The following is a 23,101-nucleotide window of genomic DNA, read 5'->3' on the forward strand; positions in this document are numbered from 1 at the left end:
GCGTCTGATCTCGGCCAATGCCCCGGCCCGACGCAACTCCGCATATCGCGACGACACTTGACAACAGCTATGGTCTACACCAATTCTGCTGTACGGCGTGGCCGACGCACGCGTGCCGGGGCACAGCCGTGCGCCCGTCCCGCCCGCCGACCACACCGCCTGACGACCACGCTGCCTGACGACTGCCGTCCGCCGACCGCTGTTCGCTGTTCGCCGCCCCCACCGTCCGCCACCGGCCCCGCGCCGAGGGTCGCCGCGTGCTGCGCCGGGCGCCCGTACCCGACGAGCCGAACCGCCTCCCCCGACTCCCGTTTTGGAGGGACCACATGATGACGACACCCGCACCCCACCGCCCCCGCCGCCCCCATCTCCACCGGGCGGCCACGGAACGGCCGTACTTCAGTGCGGACGGCGAGTCCTACCTCGCGCAGACGACCCTCCGCGAGCTGAAGAAGTCGCGGCCCCTGCGGGTCCTCTCCGAGGAGGACTTCGCGCACTGGCAGACGTACGGCTACGTCATCGTCCGGGAGGCGGTCCCGGCCGAGGCGGCGAAGCGCCTCCTCGACTTCACCTGGGAGTTCCAGGGCCTCGACCCGGACCGGCCGGACAGTTGGTACGAGGACCGGCCGTTCCGCTCCGAGCTGGACCAGCAGTTGCACGTCTACGGCTTCGTGGAGGCGTACCACCACCAGCTGCTGTGGGACAACCGCCAGGCCCGGCGGGTGTACGACGCCTTCGTGGACGTCTGGGACTGCGAGGAACTGTGGGTCACCCAGGACCGGCTCAACCTCAACCCGCCCAACGTCGGGAACCGTGACCGCGCCCTGATCGAACCCACCGACCGGGGCTTCGACATCGACCTCCACTGGGACATCGACACCACCCTCGGCGTGCCGCCGCAGCGGGTCCAGGGGATCATCGCGCTCAACGAGACCCGGCCCGAGTCGGGCGGCTTCCAGTGCGACCCGGAGCTCTTCCGGCGCTTCGAGGAGTGGAAGAACGGCCAGCCGGCCGGCCGCGACCCGCTCCGCCCCGACGTCGACCGGACCGAGTACCCCGTCGTACGTCCCGACCTCCACCCCGGCGACCTGCTGATCTGGAACGGCCTCCTCGCCCACGGCGTGGCCCGCAACGTCTCCCGGGACCAGGTGCGCGCCGTCCAGTACCTGTCGATGATGCCGGCGCTGGAGGAGCACGAGCGGCTCCGGCGCTCCCGCGTCGACGCCTGGCGGCACCTGCGCACCCCGCGCTGGAACCGGACGCTGGTCGGCGACCCGGTGCTCCACGAGTCCAAGCGGTACCCGACGGCCACCCTCGACGAACTCGGCAGCCGACTCCTCGGGCTGACCTCGTGGAAGGACACGGGCGAGGCGGGGACCACGGGCGCGGGCGGCGCGGCGGAATCGGGAAGCACGGTGGTGTCGGCCGACACCACCGCGGCGGGTGGCCCGGCGGTCGCGAACGGCGAGGCCGTGGCGGACAGCGCCGGCGTCGCCGCCGGTCAGGGCGGGGAGCCTTCGTGCGCCGTGTCTGCCTGACCCTCCCCACCAACCGGGAGTGCGCCGCGACCATCCGTGCCGTGGCGGAGGAAGCCGCCTACGGCGCCCGCCGGTTCGGCGTCGAAGTGCGGCTGCTCATCCTGGACTCCTCCGAGGCCGAGGTGCTCGCCGGGCACCGCGCCGCGGTCGCCGCGCTGCCCCCGGTCCCCGGTGTCGTCACGCACCACCTCGACGAGTCCGAACAGCGGGGCTTCCTGCGGGAGGTGATCGCCGCGTCCGGCGTCGCCGAGCCGGACCGGGTGCTCGACCTCATGCTGCCGTCCGGTGTCTCCTACGGCGCCTGCACCAATCGCGCGTTCCTCCTCGCGGAGGCCCTGGGCTGCGTGTCGGTGCACCGCCGGGACTCGGACAGCCGCTACCAGTCCCTGGACGGCGAGCCGGTGTTCCCCCTCCACCACGAACTCGCCGCGCTGGGGCGGCGGGCCGCCGACGTCGCCGGACAGGTGACCCGGAGCAGACTCGACCCCGCGTGCGCCGGACGGCCGGTGGCCATGGTCGGCGGCTCCTTCGTCGGCGAGATGTCCGTGGACGTCGCCGAGATCGAACGGCTCGACCCCGCCGTGTACGAGGAGGTCGTCGGCCTCTCGATCCCCGCCGGCTATCCGGAGATCTGGCGGAGGAACCTGATCGCGGAGTCCTTCAGGGGCGCCGGCACCACCGAGTTCACGGTTGACCGCACCACCCTCACGGGCGTCAACCCGATGCGCGTGGACATGTGCAACATCGCCCTCGACCGCGAAATGTACGCCCGCGTTCCACTGCCGCCCGCCACGGACACCATCGGCAGCGACTACTTCCTCATCCACCTGGTCCACGACGCCCGCCTGCCCGGTGTGCTGCACAACCGGCACATCGTCAATTTCCATACGGGAGAGCGGCGTTCCGATTCCGGCTTCCTCGCCTACCACGTGCGCCTCGCCAAGTACCTGCTGGCCGCACCGCACTTCAACGCCGTGTACGCCGCCCTGAAGGAGGCCGGTGACGCGCTGCTCGACGACGAAGGACACGTCCGGCCCTCCGCCGTCGCCGGGTTCGTCCGGGACAGCACCCGGCTCGACCGGGCGGAGAACGCCGGCCGGCTCGATGTCGTCGACCGCTCGTACCGGACGCTGGGCGGACGCTACGCCACCGCCGCCGACGTCCTTCGGGCCCGCCGCGAAGCGCTTCTCGACGAGGCCGGGCGGGACATGACGGAGTTCGCCCGCCTGATCGACAGCTGGGAGGCCCTGACCCTGGCCGCCCGGTCCCGTCCCTCCGGCTCCACCGGGCCCGGAGGGTTCCACGAGCCCGTGAAAGGCATCGCATGAGTGAGCGAGCACCCTCGCTCCCGAGGACCACCCACACCCTCACCGTCCGGTACTCGGGCGGTGAGGAGCGCCGGGGCCCCGTCACCATGGGGCAGGCCAACATGATCCGCTGCATGCTGCGGGACGAGCCCGCGCACATCAACATCCACGACGTGTGGCCGGTCCCCGAGGGGACCCGTACCGAGGCGGCGATCGACGCCCTCCGCGCGCTGGTGGTACGCCACGAGGCACTGCGCACGACCTTCCCGCACGCGCCCGGCAGCGCGCCGCGCGAGCAAGTGGTGGCGAGTGAGGGGGAGTTCACGGTCACCTTCGTGGACCACGGCCACGAGGACCTCGCCGGCGAAACCTCGTCACCCACCGGGACCGGCGATCCCGCCGAGCCCGACGTGACCACCGAGGCCACCGAGGCCGGCGTGCCCGCCGAGCACGCCTCCTTCGCCGCGTACGCCGAGTCCCTGGCCCGCAGGGCCCGCGTCGAACGCTTCCATCTGGACCGGGACTTCGCCCTCCGCGTCTCCCTCGTCGCCCTCGACGGCGCGCCCGTCTTCGTCGCCCTGGCGGCCAGCCACGCCCTGACGGACGTCAGCGCCCTCTCCGTGCTCAAGGAGGAGTGGCTGAGCCTCCTCGCCGGCGAGGAGCTTCCGCCGCTGACCTCGCTCACCCCGCTCGGCCTCGCCGCCGAGGAGGCGACCCCGGCGGGGCTCCGCAGGTCCGAGGCCTCCCTGCGGCACTGGGAACGGATCATCCGCACCGGCCCCCAGGCGATGTTCGCCGAGCCGGGCGCCGCAGGCACCGAGTCGCCGGCGCCGCGGCTCACCCTGCGGTCACGGCGGGCCGCGCGGGCCCTGGCGCTCGTGGCCGAGCGGACCGGCGGGCTGCCGTCCACGATCCTGCTGACCGCGTGGTGCGCCCTGGTCGCGCACCGGGCCGGCCAGACGGCCTGCGTGGCCGCCGTACCCACGTCCAACCGCTACCACCCGCGCCTCGCCCGCTCGGTGAACACCGTCTCCCAGGACGCCCTGCTCTCCCTCGACCTGCGGGCCGGCTCCTTCGACGCGCTGCTGCGCAAGGCCTGGGGCGCGGCGCTCAACGCCTACCGGCACAGCCAGTTCGACGCGCTCGCCCTGTGGGAGATGATCGACAGGACCACCCACGAGCGCGGCAGCCGGTTCGCCCGTGACGTCGTCTTCAACGACGTCAGCACGCTCCCGTCGACCGTCGCGGACACCGCGACCGGCACGGCCGGGACCGACACCACCACCGGCGCCCCCGTCGACGCCACCGGGCCGGAACTGGAGCTGAGCTGGGGCCCTGAGCAGGTGCTCCCGACCCGCGTCCTCACCTTCGTGTACGAGACCGGCCCCCTCGTCCACCTCGCCACCTGGGCCGATCCCGCGCTGTTCCGCCGCGACGAGGCCGAGGCCCTCCTCACCGGGCTCGTCCGGCTCCTGGAGGCCGCCGCCACCGCCGACGTACCGCTGACCTCGCTCACCGACGTGACGGGGGTGCGGCCGGCCGCTCGCGGACCGGAGTGGTGCCGGGTGGACGGCTCCTGGGTCTCGCCTCCCCTGGTGGCGGAGACCCTGGGCAAGGCCCTGCAGGGCCTGCCCGTGCATGTGATCGCGGACGCCCCGGACAAGGACGGGAACACACCCGGCCTGACGGCCTTCGTCGCCGCCGGGGGCAACCCGCTCACCCCGGCCGAGGCGCACACCGCACTCATGGACGCCCTCCCCGGGCATCCGGGCGTACTGGCCCCCCGCCGGTACGTCATCGTCCAGGACCCGCCGGCCGAGGCGGGCCGGAGCAGCGCATGGCTCCGTCAGCAGATTCTCGTGGAAGGAACCGGCCGGGACCGGGATGTCACATGACCATCGATGGGGTAACCGCCGAGCGGGAGCAGAGCGCTCCTCCCAGCCCGTGGCGGTCGAGCCGCTTCCGGCTGTTCTTCACGGCCCGCAGCACCTCGCTGCTCGCCGACGGCATGCTGATGGTGTCGCTCACCACCGCCGTCCTCGGGGCGGGCTACGGGGCGGCGGGCGTGGGATACGCGCTGGCCGCGTGGATGGCGCCGATCGTGCTGCTCGTCCTCTTCGGGGGCGTGCTCGCCGACCGTTTCACCCCGCAGGTGATGATGGTCGGCGCCGACGTGGTGCGCATGGTCGCGATGCTGGCGCTCGCGGTGCTGCTGATCGGCACGGAGGTACGGCTCTGGCACATCATGGCGCTGCTCGCGCTCAGCGGAGCCGCGACCGCCATGTTCCAGCCGGGGCTGGCGAGCCTGGTCCCGCAGGTCGCCGAGGACATCCAGCGGGCCAACGCGCTGCTGCGGATCTCGGAGGCGATCTGCACCCTGCTCGGTCCCGGTGTGGCCGGACTCCTGGTGGCCTACTGGAACGTGGCCGGGTCCTTCGTGGTCATCGCGGCGGCGTACGCGCTCTCCGCGCTCGGCCTGGCGCCGCTGCGGAAGCTCGGCACCGCCCGGGACGAGAGCGACGACCCGATGTGGCACCGCCTCGCCACCGGCTGGCACGAGTTCCGGTCGCGTTCCTGGCTGTGGGGGGTCATCGCCGTCTGGGCGGTGTACGGCCTGTTCGTCTTCGGCCCGGCGCTGCCGCTGGGTGCGGCGCTGCTCACCGAGCAGCACGGGGCGAGCGGGTACGGCTGGATCGCCTCCGCCGACGGCGCGGGCACGATCATCGGCGGCCTGCTCGGGATGCGGGTCCGCCCGCGCCGGCCGCTCGTCGCGGGTGCCTGCGCCATGTTCTTCTTCTCCCTCAACCCCCTGGCGCCCGCGCTGGGCTGGTCCTTCACGCTCACGGCGGTGACGGGGGTGGTGGCCGGCTGCGGCTTCGCGTTCTGGGGGGTGATGTGGGCGACGAGCGTCCAGTCCCACATCCCCCTGGCGGTGCTCAGCCGCGTCTCGGCGTACGACGTCGCGGGCTCGATCATGGTCATACCGCTGGGCCGGGCGCTGGCGGGCCCCGCGGCGGACTCCTTCGGCGCGGACCGGGTGCTGCTGTTCTCCTCGGTCATGGGCATCGTGTGCATCCTCGTGATGCTGTCGATCCCCGCGATCCGGGCCCTGGGCCGGGCGCCGAAGGAACGAGCGGGCACGGACGGTGACGCCGGGAGCCCGGCGGGGGCCGGCTGACCGGTACGGAGGGGCGGGGAGCGCGTGTCGGTCGGTGCGCTCCCCGGGCGGGCGGACGTCAGTCGGTCCGCTCCCCCGGCGGCCGCTCACGCAGGAACCGTCCGGCCGCCTCGACGGTCTTCGCCCTGAGCGACTCGGCGGACACGTCCCACTCCTCGGTCCAGTCGTCCAGCATGATCCCGTAGGCGACCAGGGGCCGCAGGTCCTCCGGCTGACCGAGGTCCTCCGCGACCTCGGCCCAGATGAGCTGCGCGCCGGATGCGGGATCGAGGGTTCCGTCCACGATCTGACCGGCGATCCAGTAGGCCGTGTCCCACCGTGCGGCCCTGAAACCGGCCGGGGGCCGGTACAGCAGCCCCAGCTCGTCGAGGACCTGGTCGAACAGCTCCGGGGCTTCCGGCTCCTCGCTCCGCAGGAGACCCGCGAGCAGGGCGAGCGAGGGAGAGTCGACCCCGGCGGTCAACGCGTCGAGACCCGCCCGGACGAGACGGTCGGACCCGACGTGCCGCCCGAACACTCTCGCGCGTCCGAGTTCCCTGAGCTGCTGGATCGCTTCGTCGTGGGTCATCGCGCTCTTCCTCGTCGGTGGCCGGACGGCGGTCGTCCCCGTCCTCGGCCGGAAGGGCACCCTCGCACGGCGCCGGCGTCGCCACCACCGAGTTCCCGGCCCGGCGGCTCGTCGGGGGCCGGGTGGTCGGCCGGCCCGGGGGCCGGGCCCGCCGGATGACGCGTGGCCGCCCCGCATACCCGGGGCGATTCCCGGGAAAAGGCGGAGAAGAGCCCCGGGCGCCATGACCGAGACCACCACGGCGACGGCGTGACCCGGCGGCCGGACCGCTCGACGGGAGGCCGCCATGCACGAACCCAAGCTCACCCGCCAGGAACGGAAGATCCTCGAAGGCATCGAACAGGAACTCCGGAGCGACGAGGGCCTCGACCTGCACGGCCTCGAAGACGGCCGTCCCCGTCGGGCCGGCTCGTGGAGCGCGGCCCTCGGCCGTCACCTCGGCCTGTGTACGGCCGCACTCGGCGCGATGTCCGTCCTGATGTTCGTGATCGCCTCGGCGTCCGCGTCCCCCGCACCGCTGTGGCTGTTCGCGGCGGTCTGGGTCGCGACCGCCGTGTGCCTGATACGCCTCCTGCTGGTCAGGGCGGACCGCTGGGCCGCCAGAAGGCAGCGCTGACGCTCCCGCGCCCGGCGCGGGCCGGGGCGGTCATCCCCGTCACCGGGGCGGTTCGGTCACCCTCTGGTCGCAGCCCGGTCACGCCGCGTCGGCGCTCGCGCCCGAGGCGTTCGCCTCCGCGCCCTCGTCCGGGCGGACGATCACCACGGGGCACGGTGCGTGCACCGCGCACTGCTGGCTGACCGAGCCCAGGAGCAGGCTCGCGAATCCACCCCGGCCCCGGCTGCCCACCACCAGCAGCTCGGCGCCCTTGGCCGCCTCGATGAGGATCTTGGCGGGCGTGCCCCGGACGACGTTCTCGACGAGCGGCACGTCCCCGATCTCCGCGATCACCCCTTCGAGCTCCTCCTTCAGTGCCCGCCTGGCCTGCTCCTCGTCGAACGCGGCGTCCACCGGCGGCGCGGACCAGCCCGTCGCACCGGGCACGTCGTAGACCCCCACCGCGTTCACGGTCGCCCCGGTCAGGCGCGCGTGCCGTACGGCCCATCGCAGCGCCTCCTGCGAAGCGGGGGATCCGTCGACCCCCACGACCACCCGGGGAGTGCCGTCACTCGTGTTCACGGTCATGGCTCCACGCCTCTTCCCACATGCGGGGATCCCCCTACTGACCGGCTACCCGGCGCCGACGGACGTACGCCGGGCATGTTCCGCGCCGGTCGGGGCAGTAGCGCACCGAAGGGTGATGACTCGCCGTGAAGGACTTCGAACTGCTGGACCTCTCCCTGTACACCGAGGAACACGGCCGCCTGAAGATCCCGCTCCCGGACCCCACCAGCTCCGGGGGGCCCGGGGCCGCGGAACCCGTCGTACTGCCGGAGGGCGCGGTGCTCAGCGTCGGCCTCGTGTTCCGGCTCGGCAGGGAGATCGACGGCGTGACCTTCGAGGACACGCACGTCCGGGACGGGAAGGTGGTCGCGGCCCGGACGACGGTCCTCGGCGGCTTCCGCGCCGGAGGCCCGTACGAGATCAGGCTGCCCCCGGAACGGCTTCCGGTGGGCCGGGCCCACTGCGGCGTCCACGAGATGACCGGCCGTTTCACCGACGCCGAGGGCCATGAGCTGGCCGTGGAGCACCACCGCCTGCGCATCGTGCACCAGCCGGCCGCGCACAAGCGCTGGGCCCCGGAACCGGCCCCGGCCCCGTCCGCGCCCCTGTGACCAGACGAGAGGAACCCGATCATGCGCAAGAGCTCGGTACAGAAGGGCAAGGGGAAGGCGAAGGAGACCGTCGGCAAGGTGATCGGCGACACGCGGATGGAGCGGGAGGGCAAGGCCGACCAGCTGGCGGGCAGGGCGCGCGAGGCGATGGAGAAGGTGCACGAGAGCGCGCTGAAGGCCCGCGACGAACTCAGGCGGCGGACCTCCTAGCGGACTCCTCGCGAGCAAGCCCCGCCGGTCGCGGCACGTGACCACGGACTCACGCCCGGGCGCGCGGCCTGTCGGGCCGCGCGCCCGGCCCCGTCACCTCACGTCCGGTCGCCCTGACCTGTCCCCTCGCCCGTCCCCGCGCTCTCCCCCTCCGGCCCCGCCGTCGCCGGCCCCGGGCCGCGGCGCTCGGACTCGCGCTCCCAGTAGAGGGCGCGCTTGGGCCGCTGGGGTTCCGTCAGTTCGGGCAGCGGATGGGAGGCCACCCTACGGGCGCCCGACCTCAGGAACTCCACGACCACCATGGCCTGTTCGCCCAGCTCCCAGCGTTCGAGGAGTCCGCCGTCGATCAGCCGGGTCATGAGTTCCATGCCGTCCTGGCGTTCCTCGCGCCGCTCGCCGTGGAACATCTTCCGGATCTCCTGGATGTCCTTCGGGTTGCGGGCCATCATCTGGGCCATGACCGCGTCGTCGCCCTTCTCCACGGCGCGCTGGAAGCTCTCGGCCCAGCGCTCGATGAGGAGGCGCTGGTTGTCGTCCTGGATCTCCCGCAGCCGCTGGCGGAACCTCTCCACGTCCGTCTGGTTGAGGACCTCGCCGACCCGTGTGCCGTGTTCCCGGATCAGCCGGTCGGCCTGGATGGTCACGAACACGTCCAGTTCGAGGCCGAAGGACGCGCCGAACGCATGGCCGTCCAGGGCCGCGTTGACGGCGTCGCGCACCTCCTCGGCGTAATGGATCGAGTACGCGCGGGAGACGTCGCGCAGCCGCTGCACCAGCTCGGGCACGAGGAGTTCACCGACGTCGGTGACCTGGCTGCGGGCGACCTCGAAGGGGTCGGCGACCCGCCACCGCACGGCGACCTCGGCCGGGAAGGACCGCCCGCTCTCCGCCGCGGGCAGCTGGGCCTGGAACGAGACGGTGTGCCAGCCCAGCTGGAGTTCGAAGGCGGTGTAGGGGCGCGTGAGCCATCGCAGCAGGAAGCTCTCGTCACCCTCCGGGCCCACCGACCGGGGCGGACGGCTCCGGTAGTAGAGCACCGCCACGCACTGGGCACTGCGGTGCCGGTACGGCCAGGACGGACGGTACTCGCGGAGGAAGGGGCCGGGGAGGGCCTGCGCGGAGGTCGGGAACTCGGCCACGGTACGGGGGTCCGGCGCCGGGAGCCGGTGCGACACGACGGCCACCCCGGGCCGCGCCTGAGGTCCCGGCGGGACGAACGGGCCCGGCGGGCGCACGTGCAAGGGGTTGTTCACGGTCATCACTCCGTCTTCTCAGCTCGTGGTGCCGGTCGTGCCCGGCGGGATGATCGCGGTCCGCGGGACGGCCCCGTACAGACGCCGCACGGTGGCCTCGCTCAGGGTCTCGTCGGGGTCGCGCTCCATGCGCCGCACGACGTGCCGCAGCCGGTCGCCGTCCTCCGGATCGCTCACCAGGTGCGGGAGGAAGTCGCAGAGGACGTCGAGGAGTCCGGGTTCGTCGTCGGCGTGCCGGATCCAGTGCCCGAGGGACAGTTCCACCTCTCCGCGCCACCGGGCGGTGTCGAGGCCCGTCCACACCAGGTCCGCGAGCATGGGGGTGAACTCCGGGCGGGCGGTGAGCAGTCCCGCCATCACGGGCCACCTCGCGTGTTCGTCGAGCCAGGGGTTGTCCTCCAGGCCCCACAGCGCGGACGGCCGCTGCCAGAGGAGCCGGTCCAGGGCGAACAGCGCCAGGTCGTTCCGGATCCTGCGGCCGTCGCCCAGCCAGGTGCCCAGCCGCTTCAGTACGGTCGCGCCGTGGGAGCCGACGGCCAGCCGCGCCACGCTGTACGAGGCGTACGTCAGGAGGTCCTCGTCACGGCCGGCCAGCAGGCCGAGCTCGTCGAGCGTGGCGGAGGGGGAGCGTTCGACGGTGCCGTAGCCGTGCACCAGGGCCGCCGTGGCCCGCAGGCCGGCGTCGTTCTCGTCGCGGGCCCACCCCCACACCGCGTCGCGCACGATCGGGCGGACCGCCTCGTCGAGGGAGGCGGCGTGGGCGAGCGCGGTCGCCGCGGCCATGTGCTGCTCGGGAGAGTCCGAGGTCGCCATCGGCAGCACCACCTCGTGGAGCAGGTACACCAGGTCACGGGTGCACAGCGCGCCGACGGTGAGGCCGGCGGGCACCCAGGCGGCGGGCCGGGGATCGTCGCAGAGCGTCCGCAGCCAGCGGGCGACGGGGCCGCGCACGTCCGGGTAGCCGTCCCAGGCGTGGGAGAGCACCGCCCAGGGCAGGGACCTGCCCTGGAGGCGCACCTTGCGCACGCCCAGGGGCCGGTTGCCGAACAGCGCGTCGGCGCTGAAGAGTTCGGACCGCGCGGCGGCCAGCCGGGCGTCCTGGTGGTCGTGGAAGAGCGCGCGGCCCGGGTCCTTCCCCGGGTCCATGGTCACCGCGAACTCCCAGGCCAGCTGCTCGGCGGCCTCCGCCGCCAGGCTGTAGGCCGATCCGCTGTACACCGCCATCGTCGTACGGAAGGCGGCCAGCCGGGTCGCCGCGGTCACGGCCGCGCGGTTGCGGGCGGGCACCCGGCCCGGCGCGGCGAACCAGGACTCCGCCTGCCGTACGGCGAAGGTCCGCAGTTCGCCCAGCAGTTCGGCCTCGGCCAGCTTGTCGTCGAGGTGGTCGACGAGCAGCCGCGCCAGCGTCTCGACCTCGTGCGGACGTAATCGGTCGAGCCCGAGCGCGGCCACCACGTCGTCCCGGGCGGCCAGCTCCAGGGCCCGGTCGAGGCGTTCGTCCTCGCCGTGCCCCAGCAGGGCCACCAGGTGCTTGCGCAGCATGCCCTCGGCCGACGGGGCCCGGAACAGGGTGCCGTACCTGCCGCGCAGCAGCTCGTCGGCGAAGCCGCCGGCCTCGACCACGAGGATCGCGTACGCCCCGCGCCGTTCCAGGAGCGATCCGAGCCGGTCCAGGTGCAGTTCGGCGGGCGGTTCGGCGAGCCGGGGGCCGCCGTTCCGTTCCTCGTCCGCCGGGCGCCGCTCGGGCAGGAACGTGCCGTCCCCGGTGATCTCCACCAGGTAGCCGTGCTCCGCCCTGAGGTCCGCCTCGTCGACGCGGTGCAGTTCGGTGCGCGGGTCGAGCCGCTCGATGCGGCCGCGCGTGACCTCGTCGAGCAGGGACAGTGCGGTGTACGTGCGCCCGCTGCCGGGGTCGCCGCACAGGGCGACGAGGCGCTGTCGCTCCAGCCCCTCCCGCATCGACGCGTAGCCGGGAGGCTCCTCGAACACCCTTCTCAGCCGCCGGAGTTCGTCACGGGGCACGGAGCCGGTGACCAGGCTGGCGGCCGCGGGACGCCCCCCGTGGTAGTGGTGGTGGTCGCCCACGTGCACATCACCCCGGGTGCCGTCGACGACGGCGTTCCGCCCGTGCACGTCGAAGAAGTGGGCCCGGGCCTGCCGTGCGGCGTCGTAGCCGCCGTCGGCGAGCCTGTTGCCCAACGGGCCGCTGCGGGCCGCGCCGTAGTCGCGTCCGTCCCCACCGCCCGCACCGCCCGCGCCGCCTCCGGCGCCGTTGCCTCCCGGGGCCGCCCCGCCGCCCGGAGTTCCGCCGCCCGCTCCCCCGGCCCCGCCGTCGTCCCCGTCACTCATCGGTACCGCCCTCTCTCCCCACGTGGGTCACTCCGGTGATGTCTCCGTGCACCTCGGCGCCGTCGACGATCTGGTTGGGCCCGTGCACGGTGATCGTGTACTTCGAGGGCGGCGGCGCCCCGGGCGGCGCCTCTTCCCGGGATCGCCCGGCCGGGGTCGCGCCCACGGAAGCGGGCGGAGCCGAGGCAGGGGGCGGGGCCGCGGCAGGCGTCGGGGACGGGACCGGGGCCTCGGCCCGGGTGGCGGGCTCCGGCAGCGGTGGCCTGCTCCTCCGGGGCACGTGGAACCAGGCCGTCTCGTCGGTCTCCTTGAAGCGCACGGGATGCGACGCGTAGCTCTCCTGCTCGACGAACCGGCCGCCCTCGACGACGACGGTGCGGTACAGCACGTCCGAGACGACGAGCACCAGCCCGACCGACGCGTCCGCGTCCAGCACCCCCCGGGCCGGCTCGCTGTCGCACAGCCTGCAGGTCAGGTCCACGGCGCGGCCCACCAGTCCCCGGCCGTCGTGGGCGACGGGCCCGCTGTGCAGGGCGATCCGCAGCCGCAGAGGTTCCGCCCGCCCCCGGTTGTGCGCGCGCAGTCCCTGATGGATCTCTTCGAGCCACACGCCGACGACGGTGACCGGCGGGACTGCCGGGTCGAGCGCGGCCAGCACCCCGTCGCCGCGGTCCTCCAGGTGCACCTGCGCGACCGGGACGCCGATCGCGTCGAAGGCCGTCTCCAGGATCTCGTACATCGCACGCCGCGCGCCGATCTTGGCCTGCTGGTCCAGCCGCCCCGAGCCCCTGATGTCGACGCTCACCACCAGCCGGTGCACGGCAGCCTGGTGCCTGTTGCCCACTCCGCCCCCCTGTCACGACGTACCGACACGTCCAGGATCGCGACGCGCCGGCCCGATGTATGTAGCGGTTTACACACCCGGCCACGCCCCGGACGTACGCCCGGGGCCCACCGGCACCGGCCCAAGAGATCAGGTACGGCGTGTCCACGTCAACGGTAGGGAGTGCGCGCCTGCTCCCGTACCGCCCGGGGCGAGAGGCCGAACTCGGCCCGGAACACCCGGCTGAAGTGGCTGGCCTCGCCGAATCCCCAGCGCGCGGCCAGCACGTACGCGGGCAGGTGGGCGAGGTCCGGATCGACGAGGTCACGCCGGATCCGTTCGAGCCGCCGCTGCCGTACGTGGTCCCCGACGGTGACGCCCGACTCCCGGAACAGCGCGTGCAGGTGCCGTACCGAGATGTGGTGCGCCGCCGCGACCGCGCCCGGCGACAGGTCCTCGGCGAGCCGGTCGTCGATGTACCCGAGGATCCGCTCCAGCGTCCTGGCCGCTCCGCCCTGCCCGGCCGTCGCGGTCCCGGCGGCGGCGGTCTCGCGCAGCAGGGTGCGCAGGATCCCCGAGACGTGCTCGCCCATCTCGCGGCTCGCCAGCGGGCCGAACCCCCGGTCTCGGGAGGCGAGCTCCCCGAGCACCGCGGCCAGGACCCGGCCGCTCGGCGACCGGGGCAGTTCGGCGTTGGCGGTGAGGGCGCGGGGGGCCGGGCCGTCGGCGGCGTTCAGCAGTCCGGCCGTGCCCGGGTCGAGCGAGAGCACGAAGTACCGGTGGGCGGCGTCGAGGTCCAGTTGGAACGGGCGCGCGCCGGTGTAGAGGACGAACTCGCCCGGTGCCAGGTCCGCCCGTCGTCCGTCCTGTTCGAGCGCCCCGCTCCCCGACACGAGGAAGCCGAGCAGGTGGCCGGACCGGGGGGCGGCCGGGGAGGGCCGGGGCAGGACCCGGACGCGCTCCTCGCCGCTGATGTGGCAGCCGCTCAACGCGCCGAAGCTGCAGGGGCGCAGCTCGGCCGTGTAGCCCTCCCGGCTTCCGCCCCCGCCTCCACTCCCGATCCCGTGCCCGACCCCGTGCCCACCTTCCCGGTCACCGCCGACACCGCCGGCACCACCGACCCGGCCGAATCCCCCGGATCCCCCGAATCCGCCCGAACCGCCGACACCGGCAGCCCCGGCGAATCCGGCCATCCCGGCGGCCCCGGGGACCCCGAGGAGCGAGTCGCTCCCGTCCTGGTCCCCCGCCCGGACCAGAACCGTGTCGAAGGCGCCCGCCCGGTCCTCCGACGCGGTGTCCAGGTACCCGAATACCAGGGTCCCGTCGTCCCGTCGTTCCAGCGGCATGCCGCATCCTCCTCCGCTCCGTGCCAGGTCCACGCGCTACGGGCACAGAAGTCTGCGCTGCCGGACCAGTGTCCGCCGCGGGATTGCCAGATGCTCGCAGAGTCCCCGCCGACCCCGGAAGCACAGAGGCGATAACAGGTGGATGTACTTCTGGCAATTCTCGGCCAGTTCGGCCTATATGGGCTGCTCACCGTCGGCATCGCGGTGATCTTCGCGGCGACCCGAGTCGTCAATCTGGCCCAGGGTGATCTCGCCATGGCCGGCGCCTACGTCGCCGCCACCGTCACCGCGGCCCCGTTCGGCGTGCGCACCCTGATCGCGCTCGCCGTCGGTGCCCCGCTGCTGCTGGTCATGGAGCGGCTGCTGCTGCGGGGGGCCGTCCTCGACGGCCTGTCGTCGATGCTCGTCACCTGGGGTCTGGGCATGGCCCTGCGCCAGGGCGCCGAGCTGCTGTTCACCGGCACGTCGCGGACGGTCGCCGTGCCCGTGGAGGGCACCGTCTCCGTCCTGGGCACCCCGTACCCCGCGTACCGGCTGGTCTGCGCGCTGACGGCGACCGCGGTCGTCTGTCTGGTACTCGTCCTGGCCCGCCGCACGGGCTGGGGGTTGACCCTGCGGGCCGTCGCCGACAACCCGGACATGGCGGCGGTGCTCGGCACCGATCCGCGTCGGCTGCGGACCGCCGCGTTCACCGTCGGTGGTCTGCTCGCGGTCCTGGCGGGCGTCCTGTACAGCCCGGTCCTCGCCGTCAACCCCAGCATGGGTTTCGGTCTTCTCGTCCCCGTCTTCTTCGGCCTGCTGCTCAGTCGGCCGGGCGCGCTCGGCACCGCCGCCGGCGCCGCCCTGTTCGTCTCCGCGCTGTCGGTGCTGCTGCGCACCTGGCTCTCCGACACCCTCGCCGAAGCCCTGTTCTACGCCGTCGTCGTCGCGATCGCCGCCCTGCGCTCGCGTCCTTGGATCGGAAGGTTCTCCGCATGGTTCCGTCGTACTCCCGCGCCCGCCGCAGCGGCCTGATGCGCGCTCCCCGGGCGGCGGCGCTCGCCCTGACCGGTGCTCTCGTCCTCGTCCCCTCGCTCACCGGCTGCCAGGGGGCCGCCGTCTCCGACGACGCCCCGGCGGCGAACGGCCCGGTCCGCATCGGCGTGATCGTGCCGCTGACCGGCCCGGTCTCCCAGGTCGGCACGGCGCTCCGCGACGGCCTGGAACTGGCCGTCAAGAAGGTGAACGCCGACGGCGGGATCGGCGGCCGCCCCGTCGAGTACGTCGTCGTCGATGACGCGGGCGACCCGGCCAACTCCACCCAGCTCGCCCGCCGGCTGATCCGGCAGGACAAGGTGACGATGCTGTTCGGCACGATCACCGGTGACACGGCGGAGGCCGTGGGCCGGGTCGCCGACGAGGCCAAGGTGCCCTTCGGCACCGCGATCCTCGGCGACACCGAGCGCTGCTTCCCGTACCAATGGGGCTTCGGCGAGTCGACCCGGCAGATGCTGACCCCGGCCGTGCCCGCGCTGATCGCGAAGTACGGCAAGAAGGTCGCGGTCGTCGGCTCCGACTACAACTACCCGCGCTTCTACGCGGGCATCGCGGAGAAGCTGGTGAAGGACGCGGGTGGCACGACCGTCGCCTCCGAGTTCAGCCCGCTCGGCCAGACCGACTGGCAGCCCGTGATCAAGCGGATCGGCTCGGCCGACCCCGACCTCGTGCTCTCGATGGTCGTCGGCGCGGACGCCGTGACGTTCAGCAAGCAGGCGCAGCAGTTCGGCCTGCTCACCCCGGGCCTCGGCTACGAGGGCGCGCCGCTGGACGCCGACTTCTATCCGGCGCTCGCCCCGCTGGTCGAGGGCCGGACCCACACGGTCCGCTGGAGCGACGGTCTGGAGGACGCCGAGAGCCGCGCGTTCACGGCCTCCTACCGGTCCGCGTACAACTGGAAGGCGCCGATCCCCGAGGTCGCGGGCAACGCCTACTTCGGCGTCCGCTTCTTCCTGGGCGCGGCGGCGAAGGCCGGTACGACCGACCCGCAGGCCGTCAACAAGGCGATCGGTGAGTTCCGCTACGACAGCCCGCTGGGCAAGGGGACCCGGTTCCACCCGGCGAACCACGTCCTCCAGGCCGACATGCAGGAGGTCACCATCGGCAGCGGTGGCGCCTACAAGGTGACGAAGAACCACCCGATGGTCGCCGACGAGACCCCGAAGAAGGGCTGCTCGTGACCACCTCCACCGTGCCCCCCGCGGTGCCTCCCTCCGGTGCGGGGTCGGGTTCCCCGTCCGCCGCTCCCCTCGTCCCGGCCGGGGCGAGGGGGGCGGCGGGGGCCGGGGCCCGGGGCGAGCGGCTGCGGCGGGCCCTTCGGGTCGTGCTGCCCGCGGCGACCGCGGCGGCCCTGCTTGCCGCGCCCTTCGGCCTCGACGCGTTCGCCCTCGCCACGCTGACCCTGGGCCTGTGCCACGGCCTCTTCGCGTACGGCCTCGATCTGAGCTGGGGCCGGGCCGGGCTGCTGAGCGTCGGACACGCCGCGTTCTTCGGTCTGGGCGCCTACGCGGTGGCCCTCGCCCAGGAGCACGAGCTGTCCCTCTCGCTGACGGTCCCGGCGGCGGTCCTCGCGGCGGTGGCCATCGCGATCCCCGTCGTCCGGGTGGGGCTCGCGGCGCCCGTGCCCGACGCGCCGCTGATCCTGCTCACGATCGGCGTCGGTCTGCTGCTCCAGCGGGCCGCGACCACGCTCACCCCGGTCACCGGCGGCACCAACGGCCTGTCCGTCTCCGGCACCGACGTGGTCACCTCGTACTACTTCACCCTCGGCGCCGTCGCCTGTGTGGTGGGGGTGTGCGCGCTGCTGCTCGTCCGGGGCCGGTTCGGCGCCCGTCTCGTCGCGGCGGCCCGCAATCCGGAACGGGCAGCGCAGAGCGGTGTCGACGGGCCGTGGGTCCGCTCGGTCGCCTTCGGCGCGAGCGCCGCCGTCGCCGCCCTCGCGGGTGCGCTGTACGCCCCCGTCGCCGGGCTCGTCTCGCCGACGGTCTTCGGCCTCGGTCTTTCGACCTCGGTGCTGATCTGGCTGGCGCTCGGCGGACGCGAGTCCACGGTGGGGCCGTTCCTCGGCGCCGTCGCCGTCACCGTGGGCCAGCAGTTCCTGGGCGCCACCTGGCAGGGCTGGTACGTGCTCGCGCTCGCCGCGCTGTTCCTGCTGGTCGTCCGGCTCGCGCCGGGCGGGCTCACGGCGGCCCCCCGCCGCCTGCTCGCGGGACCCGGCCCCGACCTCCGCCTGCCGGCCTCGGCCCGCCGCCCGGGCCGGGGACGTACCCGAACGGGCGACGGACAGGACCGTGCGGAAGGCGGGGACACCGGGTCCGCGTCCTCCGGAGCCGTGGAATCCACGGGTACGGAAGCCGGCGTCGACCCGCTCGTCCTCTCCGGGGTCCGCAAGGCCTTCGGTCCCGTGGAGGTGCTCTCCGGGGTGGACCTGACGGTCGCCCCCGGGCAGTGCGTGTGCCTGATCGGTCCGAACGGCGCCGGGAAGAGCACCCTGCTGAGCGTCGTCGCGGGCCAGCTCGCCTCGGACTCCGGCACCCTGCGGATCTTCGGCACGGACGCGGCACGGCTGCCCGTCCACCGGCGGGTGCGGCTCGGGGTCGGGCGGATGTTCCAGATCCCCAGCGTCCTCGCCGAGCTGTCCCCGGCCGACAACCTCGACCTCGCCCGGATGGACGCGCCCGTCACTGCTGAACTGCCCGCCGAGTTCCTCGACCTGGCCGAGGACCGGGTGCGGCCCGCCGGCACCCTGCCGCTCGCCGACCGAAGACGACTGGAGCTCGCCATGGTGCTGGTCGCCGCACCCCGCCTGATGCTGCTCGACGAACCCGCCGCCGGGCTCGGCCCGGACGACGCCCGCCGGCTCACCCGGGAACTGCGCGAGGTCAACCGCCGTACGGGCTGCGCGATGCTCGTGGTCGAGCACGACATGGAGATCGTGCGGGAACTGGCCGACGAGGTCGTGGTGCTGGCTGGCGGCGGGGTCCTCGCCCGCGGCCCGCTCGACACGGTGGCCGCCGACCCGGCGGTCCGCGCCGCCTACCTGGGGGCATGATGAGCCTCGAACTGACCGCGCTGGCCGGCGGATACGGGCAGGCCGCCGTCGTCCACCCGACCGACCTCACCGTACGGGCGGGCGAGGTCACCGCCCTCATCGGCCGCAACGGCGCCGGCAAGACCACCCTGCTCCGCACGGTCTTCGGTCTCGCCGACCGGCACGGCGGCACCGTCGTCCTCGACGGACGGAAGCTGCCCCCGGGCCGCCCGGACCTGCTCGCCGGGGCCGGAGGCACCCTGATGCCCGAGGACCGCGGGGTGTTCCCTTCCCTGACGGTCGCCGAGAACCTGCGGCTGGCCCGTCGCCGCGACTTCGCGCCGGCGGTGGACCCGTACGAGGTGTTCCCGCTGCTCACCGACCGGGCGGGGCAGCTCTCCGGGAGCCTGTCCGGCGGCCAGAAGCAGCAACTGGGCATCGCACGGGCGATGCTGGCCGGCCGCAGCCTGATCGCGGTGGACGAACTCACGCAAGGGCTCCAGCCGTCCGTGGTCACGGACGTCCTGGACGCCCTCGGCACGATCGCCGAGGCGGGCGTCGCCGTCCTCCTCGTGGACCAGCACGCCGGCGCGCTCCTCGACCGCAGCCACCACGCGGTGGCGATGGAGGCCGGGCGGGTCGTCCTCGACGCGCCGAACGGACCCGGCCTGCGCGACCGCCTCGACGAGATCCTCGCGGTCCGCTGAGCCGCCGGGGCTCCCCGCCCCCCTCCCTTCCCTCCCCCTCTCTCTCCTTCTCCCCTCCGCACCCACCCGCCTGGAGTCACCGTCATGGACCCCTTCTCCTCGGCCACCGATCTCGCGGCCGCCGTCCGCCGCCGCGAGGTGAGCCCCGTCGAGATCGTCGACACCTATCTCGCCCGCATCACCCGCCACAACGACGAACTGGCCGCGTTCACCTGGATCGACGAGGAGGCCGTACGCGCCTCCGCCCGCCGCGCCGAGCAGGCCGTCATGGACGCGGCCGGCGACGACCTGGCCGTCCTCCCCCCGTTCCACGGAGTCCCGGTCCCCGTCAAGGAACTGACCCAGGTCGAGGGCCAGCCCGCGACCTACGGCTCGTACGGGGTCGACGACCGTCCCCGTGACCTCACCGAACCCGTGGTGAGCCGCCTCCTCGACGCCGGCTTCCTGCTGATGGGCCGCACCAACTCGCCCGACATGGGGCTGCTCTCGACCACGGACAACAGCCGGTTCGGCTCCACCCGCAACCCCTGGGACCCCGACCGCACCTCCGGCGGATCCAGCGGCGGCGCCGCGGCGGCCGTCGCGGCCGGGCTCGCCCCGGTCGCCCACGCCAACGACGGCGGCGGCTCGATCCGCATGCCCTCCTCCGCCTGCGGTGTCGTCGGGCTCAAGCCCGGCCGGGGCCGGGTCCCCCAGCACGTCCCGGGCTGGGAGCACGCCACGGTCGAGGGCGCCATCACCCGGACCGTCCGCGACGCCGCCGCGCTGCTCGACGTCATGTCCGTGCCCGACCGGCTCGCGATGTACCAGGCGCCCGCGCCGGAACGGCCGTACGCCGACGAGCCGGGCCGCGACGGCGGGCGGCTGCGGATCGGGCTGCTCACCGAGGCGCCCACCGGCCTGCCCGTCGACCCCGAGTGCGTCGCGGCGGCCGAGCACACCGCCCGGCTGCTCGCCTCCCTCGGCCACGAGGTCTTCCCCGCCTCGCCGTCCTTCTTCAGCGAGCGGGCCATCATCGGCTACACGCAGATCGTCCTGGACGCGGCGCTGTGGGCCGCCCCGTACGACCGCCCCGAACTGGCCGAGCCGCACCTGCGGTTCAGGATGGAACGGGCCGCGGGCCGGCACTCCGGCGAGTACACGCGGGCGGCCACGCTGCTGGCCGAGGAGTCCCGCGCGGTCCGCGCGCAGTGGGGCCAGGACTTCGACCTGCTGCTCACTCCGACCATGGCCTGCCCGCCGCCGCCGGTGGACGCCCTCCTCAAGGAGGCCAACAGCGACCCGGGCGGCCCCCGTACCACCGAGACGCAGATGATCTCGTTCACCGCGATCTGCAACATCACCGGTCTGCCGGCCGTGAGCCTGCCCACCCACACCTCCGCGGACGGGCTGCCGATCGGCAGCCAGCTCGTCGCGGGGCCCTGGGACGAGGCCGCCCTGATCCGGGTCGCGGCCGAGCTGGAGCTGATCGACGGCTGGCCCGACCGCCGCCCCGCGCGCTTCGCCGGCTGACACCGCCGCGAGCGCCCCTCTCGTCGGCGGTGGCATCCCGCCACCGCCGCTGCGGTTCCCCTCCCTCGTGGAATCCCCAGGGAACCGTCCCCCCCTTGGAAGGAGCCGTTCATGGCACGAACCGCACCGGCCCGCATGCTGCGCCGGATCGCCGCCGAGCACCTCTCCGCCCCGTCCCCCGCCGCCGGCTCCGCGCCCGCCGGCGGGCTCTCCCGCCGCACCCTGCTCGGCGGGCTCGCCGCCGGCGCGGGTCTCGCGGCCGTGACGACGGTCGGGGCCGCCGGCCCGGCCGCCGCCACCACACCTCCCGTGGTCGCCGTCATCGGCGCGGGCATCGCCGGGCTGACCACGGCCCTGCGCCTCGCCGACCACGGCATCGCCTGCACCGTGTACGAGGCCGACAGCCGGGTCGGCGGGCGGATGTACTCCCAGCCGGCCGGCGCCTACTGGGCGGCCGGCCAGGTCTCCGAGTGGGGCGGCGAGCTCATCGACACCGGGCACGCCACCATGCAGCAGCTGGCCCAGCGGTTCGGGCTGCCGCTGGACGACCTGAAGGCCGCCGAGCCGGCCGGTTCCACCGAGGTGTACCGCTTCGGCGGCGGGTACTACACGTACGCGGACGCCGGCAATGACTTCAAGGGGGTGCGGACGGCGATCCAGCGCGATCTCGCCTCCTTCGAATGGCCGGTCGCGTGGAACGCGGCGAACAGTCCCGGCGCGGTGGCCCTGTCGAACATGAGCGTCCACGACTGGATCGAGACCCGGGTGCCCGGCGGTCACGGCTCCCGCTTCGGGAAGCTGCTGGACGTCGCGTACACCACCGAGTTCGGTGCCGACACCCGCTCCTCCTCGGCACTGGGCATCCTCGGGATGCTCGGCTACCAGCCCACGCCCAACGCCTTCGCGCTGTACGGGGAGAGCGACACCCGCTACCACCTGCGGGGCGGCAACCAGCGGCTCCCGCAGGCCATCGCCGCCGCCCTGCCGGCCGGCACGGTCCGCCAGGGCTGGCGGCTGAGATCCGTGACGGCGGTGGCGGGCGGTCGGCAGCAGCTGACGTTCACCGCCGACGGCTGTACGAGGACGGTGACCGTCGACCACACGGTGCTGGCCCTCCCCATCGGCGTCCTCCAGCGGCTGGACCTGTCCGCCTCCGGTTTCGACGCCCTCAAGCTGGGCTCGATCGCCGCGATGCGGATGGGCCGCAACGTCAAGATGTCGCTCCAGTTCGACGGCCGTCCGTGGAACACGGCCGGACCGTGGGGCCTGGCCAGCGGCAGCACCATGACCGAGACCGGGTACCAGACCTCGTGGGACTCCAGCCGGGCCCAGCCCGGTGCCCAGGGCATCCTGACGGTGTACGCCGGCGGCCCCCACGCCGACGACTTCACCCCGTCCACGCCGTTCCGCACGGCGGCCGACCCGCTGGTCGCCCAGTACGCGCGGACGGCCCTCGCCCAGCTCGAACCGGTCTTCCCCGGCATCACGGCGCACTGGACGGGCAAGGCCACCCTGGCCGCCTGGCCGCTCAACCCGTACGCCTACGGTTCGTACTCGGGCCTGCCCACCGGGTACTCCCATGTGTTCGGCGGCTACGAGGGTGTCCGGCAGGGCAACACCCACTTCGCCGGCGAGTACACCTCCGAGTTCGCGGCGGGGTACATGGAGGGCGGTGCGCAGTCCGGGCTGCGCGCGGCGGACGAGGTCCTCACCGACCTGGGCATCGTGCCGACGAGCTGACGGCCGCCCGATGACGAAGGCCGGGACCCCCTCGGGGGCCCCGGCCTTTCATGCGTCCCTGTCCGTCACCGCGTGGCGGCCAGCCGCCGGAGCAGGGCGAGGTCCACGTCCAGCAGACTGCCCACGACGGTCCGGCGCGGTGCCGGGGGGACGGGGGTCAGCGAGGGTACGGCGACCACATGGCAGCCCGCGGCCTCGGCGGAGGCCACGCCGGTCGGGGTGTCCTCGACGGCGACGCAGGAGCCCGGAGCGGTGCCGAGGGCGGTCAGGGCGGCCAGGTAGGGGTCCGGGAACGGCTTGGTGCGCGGGGTCTCGCCCTCCGCCACGGTGACCGTGAACCAGTGCCGGCCGAGGGTGTCGAGGACGGTGTCCACGACCGACCGGGGGGACGCGGAGACCAGCGCCGTGGGTACGCCCTCGGCACGCGCGGCAGCAAGGAGTTCGACGGCCCCGGGGAGGGGGCCGACCTCCCCGCGGACGAGTTCCGTGAAGCGCCGTTCGAGGGACGCGCCGAGCCGGGCCGTCTCCGTGCGGCCCGGGGCGCGGGCGGCGAGGTGCGCGGCGCAGTCGTCGACGGCGCGGCCGAGGACGTACGCGAGGTCGGTGTCCGTCAGAGTGAGTCCGAGGCGGACGGCCTCCTCCTCGACCGTGCGGCGCCAGAGCCGCTCGGTGTCGACGAGCGTGCCGTCCATGTCGAACAGGACCGCCTGGAGTTCGGTGTGCACGGGTGT

20 protein-coding genes are annotated in these 23,101 nt (G+C 73.9%); 13 read left to right on the forward strand and 7 right to left on the reverse strand.

What is annotated here, in order from left to right; translation table 11 throughout:
- Window positions 1-329 precede the first annotated feature (329 nt).
- Genes ASD33_RS10010 through ASD33_RS10025 form a run of 4 tightly spaced genes read left to right on the forward strand, consistent with a single transcriptional unit; the run spans window position 330 to window position 6,023 of the window.
- Window positions 330-1,538, forward strand: a complete 1,209-nt coding sequence (locus ASD33_RS10010) for a phytanoyl-CoA dioxygenase family protein (protein ID WP_242426896.1) — start codon at window positions 330-332, stop codon at window positions 1,536-1,538.
- Window positions 1,520-2,866: a DUF6271 family protein gene (locus ASD33_RS10015; protein WP_056556774.1), complete on the forward strand. Its 1,347-nt coding sequence runs from the start codon at window positions 1,520-1,522 to the stop codon at window positions 2,864-2,866. Before ASD33_RS10010 ends, ASD33_RS10015 begins: the two co-directional genes overlap by 19 nt.
- On the forward strand, window positions 2,863-4,740 hold the full coding sequence (locus tag ASD33_RS10020; RefSeq protein WP_056556777.1) for a condensation protein: 1,878 nt from the start codon (window positions 2,863-2,865) through the stop codon (window positions 4,738-4,740). The genes ASD33_RS10015 and ASD33_RS10020 overlap by 4 nt, the downstream gene beginning before the upstream one ends.
- Window positions 4,737-6,023 (forward strand): MFS transporter, encoded by a 1,287-nt coding sequence (locus ASD33_RS10025; protein WP_056556780.1) that lies wholly within the window; start codon window positions 4,737-4,739, stop codon window positions 6,021-6,023. The genes ASD33_RS10020 and ASD33_RS10025 overlap by 4 nt, the downstream gene beginning before the upstream one ends.
- Window positions 6,024-6,081: 58 nt before the next feature.
- Here ASD33_RS10025 and ASD33_RS10030 read toward each other — a convergent pair whose 3' ends face one another.
- Window positions 6,082-6,591, reverse strand: a complete 510-nt coding sequence (locus ASD33_RS10030) for a hypothetical protein (RefSeq protein ID WP_056556783.1) — start codon at window positions 6,589-6,591, stop codon at window positions 6,082-6,084.
- A gap of 286 nt (window positions 6,592-6,877) precedes the next feature.
- Between ASD33_RS10030 and ASD33_RS10035 the strand changes: the two genes are divergently transcribed.
- Window positions 6,878-7,207 (forward strand): hypothetical protein, encoded by a 330-nt coding sequence (locus tag ASD33_RS10035; RefSeq protein ID WP_056556786.1) that lies wholly within the window; start codon window positions 6,878-6,880, stop codon window positions 7,205-7,207.
- 78 nt (window positions 7,208-7,285) lie between these two features.
- Here the strand turns inward: ASD33_RS10035 and ASD33_RS10040 are convergent, their stop codons facing one another.
- Complete coding sequence (locus ASD33_RS10040; protein ID WP_107103657.1) at window positions 7,286-7,774, reverse strand: universal stress protein; 489 nt, start codon at window positions 7,772-7,774, stop codon at window positions 7,286-7,288.
- 125 nt (window positions 7,775-7,899) lie between these two features.
- Between ASD33_RS10040 and ASD33_RS10045 the strand changes: the two genes are divergently transcribed.
- Window positions 7,900-8,364 (forward strand): hypothetical protein, encoded by a 465-nt coding sequence (locus tag ASD33_RS10045; protein WP_056556788.1) that lies wholly within the window; start codon window positions 7,900-7,902, stop codon window positions 8,362-8,364.
- Window positions 8,365-8,385: 21 nt separating this feature from the next.
- Window positions 8,386-8,574: a CsbD family protein gene (locus tag ASD33_RS10050; protein WP_056556791.1), complete on the forward strand. Its 189-nt coding sequence runs from the start codon at window positions 8,386-8,388 to the stop codon at window positions 8,572-8,574.
- A gap of 98 nt (window positions 8,575-8,672) precedes the next feature.
- On the opposite strand, the gene ASD33_RS35440 is transcribed toward ASD33_RS10050, so the two are convergent.
- From ASD33_RS35440 to ASD33_RS10070, 4 genes are all read right to left on the reverse strand, one after another.
- Window positions 8,673-9,833, reverse strand: coding sequence for a hypothetical protein (locus ASD33_RS35440; RefSeq protein WP_056556794.1), 1,161 nt, complete (start codon window positions 9,831-9,833; stop codon window positions 8,673-8,675).
- 12 nt (window positions 9,834-9,845) lie between these two features.
- The gene (locus tag ASD33_RS10060) at window positions 9,846-12,176 is read right to left on the reverse strand and encodes a hypothetical protein (RefSeq protein ID WP_157870018.1); all 2,331 of its coding nucleotides are present in this window, start codon (window positions 12,174-12,176) and stop codon (window positions 9,846-9,848) included.
- A complete protein-coding gene (locus tag ASD33_RS10065; protein WP_157870019.1) occupies window positions 12,169-13,020 on the reverse strand; it encodes a hypothetical protein in 852 nt (283 codons plus the stop codon). The genes ASD33_RS10060 and ASD33_RS10065 overlap by 8 nt, the downstream gene beginning before the upstream one ends.
- A gap of 149 nt (window positions 13,021-13,169) precedes the next feature.
- Window positions 13,170-14,345 (reverse strand): helix-turn-helix domain-containing protein, encoded by a 1,176-nt coding sequence (locus tag ASD33_RS10070; RefSeq protein WP_242426888.1) that lies wholly within the window; start codon window positions 14,343-14,345, stop codon window positions 13,170-13,172.
- A 138-nt stretch (window positions 14,346-14,483) separates the two neighbouring features.
- Here ASD33_RS10070 and ASD33_RS10075 point away from each other — a divergent pair, with 138 nt between their 5' ends.
- From ASD33_RS10075 to ASD33_RS10100, 6 genes are all read left to right on the forward strand, one after another.
- The gene (locus ASD33_RS10075) at window positions 14,484-15,359 is read left to right on the forward strand and encodes a branched-chain amino acid ABC transporter permease (RefSeq protein WP_079044685.1); all 876 of its coding nucleotides are present in this window, start codon (window positions 14,484-14,486) and stop codon (window positions 15,357-15,359) included.
- Window positions 15,320-16,561, forward strand: a complete 1,242-nt coding sequence (locus ASD33_RS10080; RefSeq protein ID WP_056556805.1) for an ABC transporter substrate-binding protein — start codon at window positions 15,320-15,322, stop codon at window positions 16,559-16,561. Before ASD33_RS10075 ends, ASD33_RS10080 begins: the two co-directional genes overlap by 40 nt.
- Window positions 16,558-18,432: an ATP-binding cassette domain-containing protein gene (locus ASD33_RS10085; protein ID WP_057573895.1), complete on the forward strand. Its 1,875-nt coding sequence runs from the start codon at window positions 16,558-16,560 to the stop codon at window positions 18,430-18,432. The genes ASD33_RS10080 and ASD33_RS10085 overlap by 4 nt, the downstream gene beginning before the upstream one ends.
- Window positions 18,429-19,118 carry an ATP-binding cassette domain-containing protein gene (locus tag ASD33_RS10090; RefSeq protein WP_063991919.1) on the forward strand — a complete coding sequence of 230 codons (690 nt, stop codon included), beginning with the start codon at window positions 18,429-18,431 and terminating at the stop codon, window positions 19,116-19,118. Before ASD33_RS10085 ends, ASD33_RS10090 begins: the two co-directional genes overlap by 4 nt.
- An 84-nt stretch (window positions 19,119-19,202) precedes the next feature.
- On the forward strand, window positions 19,203-20,630 hold the full coding sequence (locus ASD33_RS10095) for an amidase (protein WP_056556813.1): 1,428 nt from the start codon (window positions 19,203-19,205) through the stop codon (window positions 20,628-20,630).
- A gap of 111 nt (window positions 20,631-20,741) precedes the next feature.
- A complete protein-coding gene (locus ASD33_RS10100; RefSeq protein ID WP_063991920.1) occupies window positions 20,742-22,370 on the forward strand; it encodes an NAD(P)/FAD-dependent oxidoreductase in 1,629 nt (542 codons plus the stop codon).
- 65 nt (window positions 22,371-22,435) lie between these two features.
- On the opposite strand, the gene ASD33_RS10105 is transcribed toward ASD33_RS10100, so the two are convergent.
- Window positions 22,436-23,095: an HAD family phosphatase gene (locus ASD33_RS10105; protein WP_242426889.1), complete on the reverse strand. Its 660-nt coding sequence runs from the start codon at window positions 23,093-23,095 to the stop codon at window positions 22,436-22,438.
- Window positions 23,096-23,101 lie beyond the last annotated feature (6 nt).

The organism is Streptomyces sp. Root1304, from assembly GCF_001426405.1.
Taxonomy (GTDB): Bacteria; Actinomycetota; Actinomycetes; order Streptomycetales; family Streptomycetaceae; genus Streptomyces.

What these genes read in the sequence shown, in the direction of transcription:
- ASD33_RS10010 (WP_242426896.1), top strand. Translation starts at nt 330, where the DNA reads ATGACGACACCCGCACCCCACCGCCCCCGCCGCCCCCATCTCCACCGG.
- ASD33_RS10020 (WP_056556777.1), top strand. Translation starts at nt 2,863, where the DNA reads ATGAGTGAGCGAGCACCCTCGCTCCCGAGGACCACCCACACCCTCACC.
- ASD33_RS10025 (WP_056556780.1), top strand. Translation starts at nt 4,737, where the DNA reads ATGACCATCGATGGGGTAACCGCCGAGCGGGAGCAGAGCGCTCCTCCC.
- ASD33_RS10030 (WP_056556783.1), bottom strand. Translation starts at nt 6,591, where the DNA reads ATGACCCACGACGAAGCGATCCAGCAGCTCAGGGAACTCGGACGCGCG.
- ASD33_RS10035 (WP_056556786.1), top strand. Translation starts at nt 6,878, where the DNA reads ATGCACGAACCCAAGCTCACCCGCCAGGAACGGAAGATCCTCGAAGGC.
- ASD33_RS10040 (WP_107103657.1), bottom strand. Translation starts at nt 7,774, where the DNA reads ATGACCGTGAACACGAGTGACGGCACTCCCCGGGTGGTCGTGGGGGTC.
- ASD33_RS10050 (WP_056556791.1), top strand. Translation starts at nt 8,386, where the DNA reads ATGCGCAAGAGCTCGGTACAGAAGGGCAAGGGGAAGGCGAAGGAGACC.
- ASD33_RS35440 (WP_056556794.1), bottom strand. Translation starts at nt 9,833, where the DNA reads ATGACCGTGAACAACCCCTTGCACGTGCGCCCGCCGGGCCCGTTCGTC.
- ASD33_RS10060 (WP_157870018.1), bottom strand. Translation starts at nt 12,176, where the DNA reads ATGAGTGACGGGGACGACGGCGGGGCCGGGGGAGCGGGCGGCGGAACT.
- ASD33_RS10070 (WP_242426888.1), bottom strand. Translation starts at nt 14,345, where the DNA reads ATGCCGCTGGAACGACGGGACGACGGGACCCTGGTATTCGGGTACCTG.
- ASD33_RS10080 (WP_056556805.1), top strand. Translation starts at nt 15,320, where the DNA reads ATGGTTCCGTCGTACTCCCGCGCCCGCCGCAGCGGCCTGATGCGCGCT.
- ASD33_RS10090 (WP_063991919.1), top strand. Translation starts at nt 18,429, where the DNA reads ATGATGAGCCTCGAACTGACCGCGCTGGCCGGCGGATACGGGCAGGCC.
- ASD33_RS10095 (WP_056556813.1), top strand. Translation starts at nt 19,203, where the DNA reads ATGGACCCCTTCTCCTCGGCCACCGATCTCGCGGCCGCCGTCCGCCGC.
- ASD33_RS10100 (WP_063991920.1), top strand. Translation starts at nt 20,742, where the DNA reads ATGGCACGAACCGCACCGGCCCGCATGCTGCGCCGGATCGCCGCCGAG.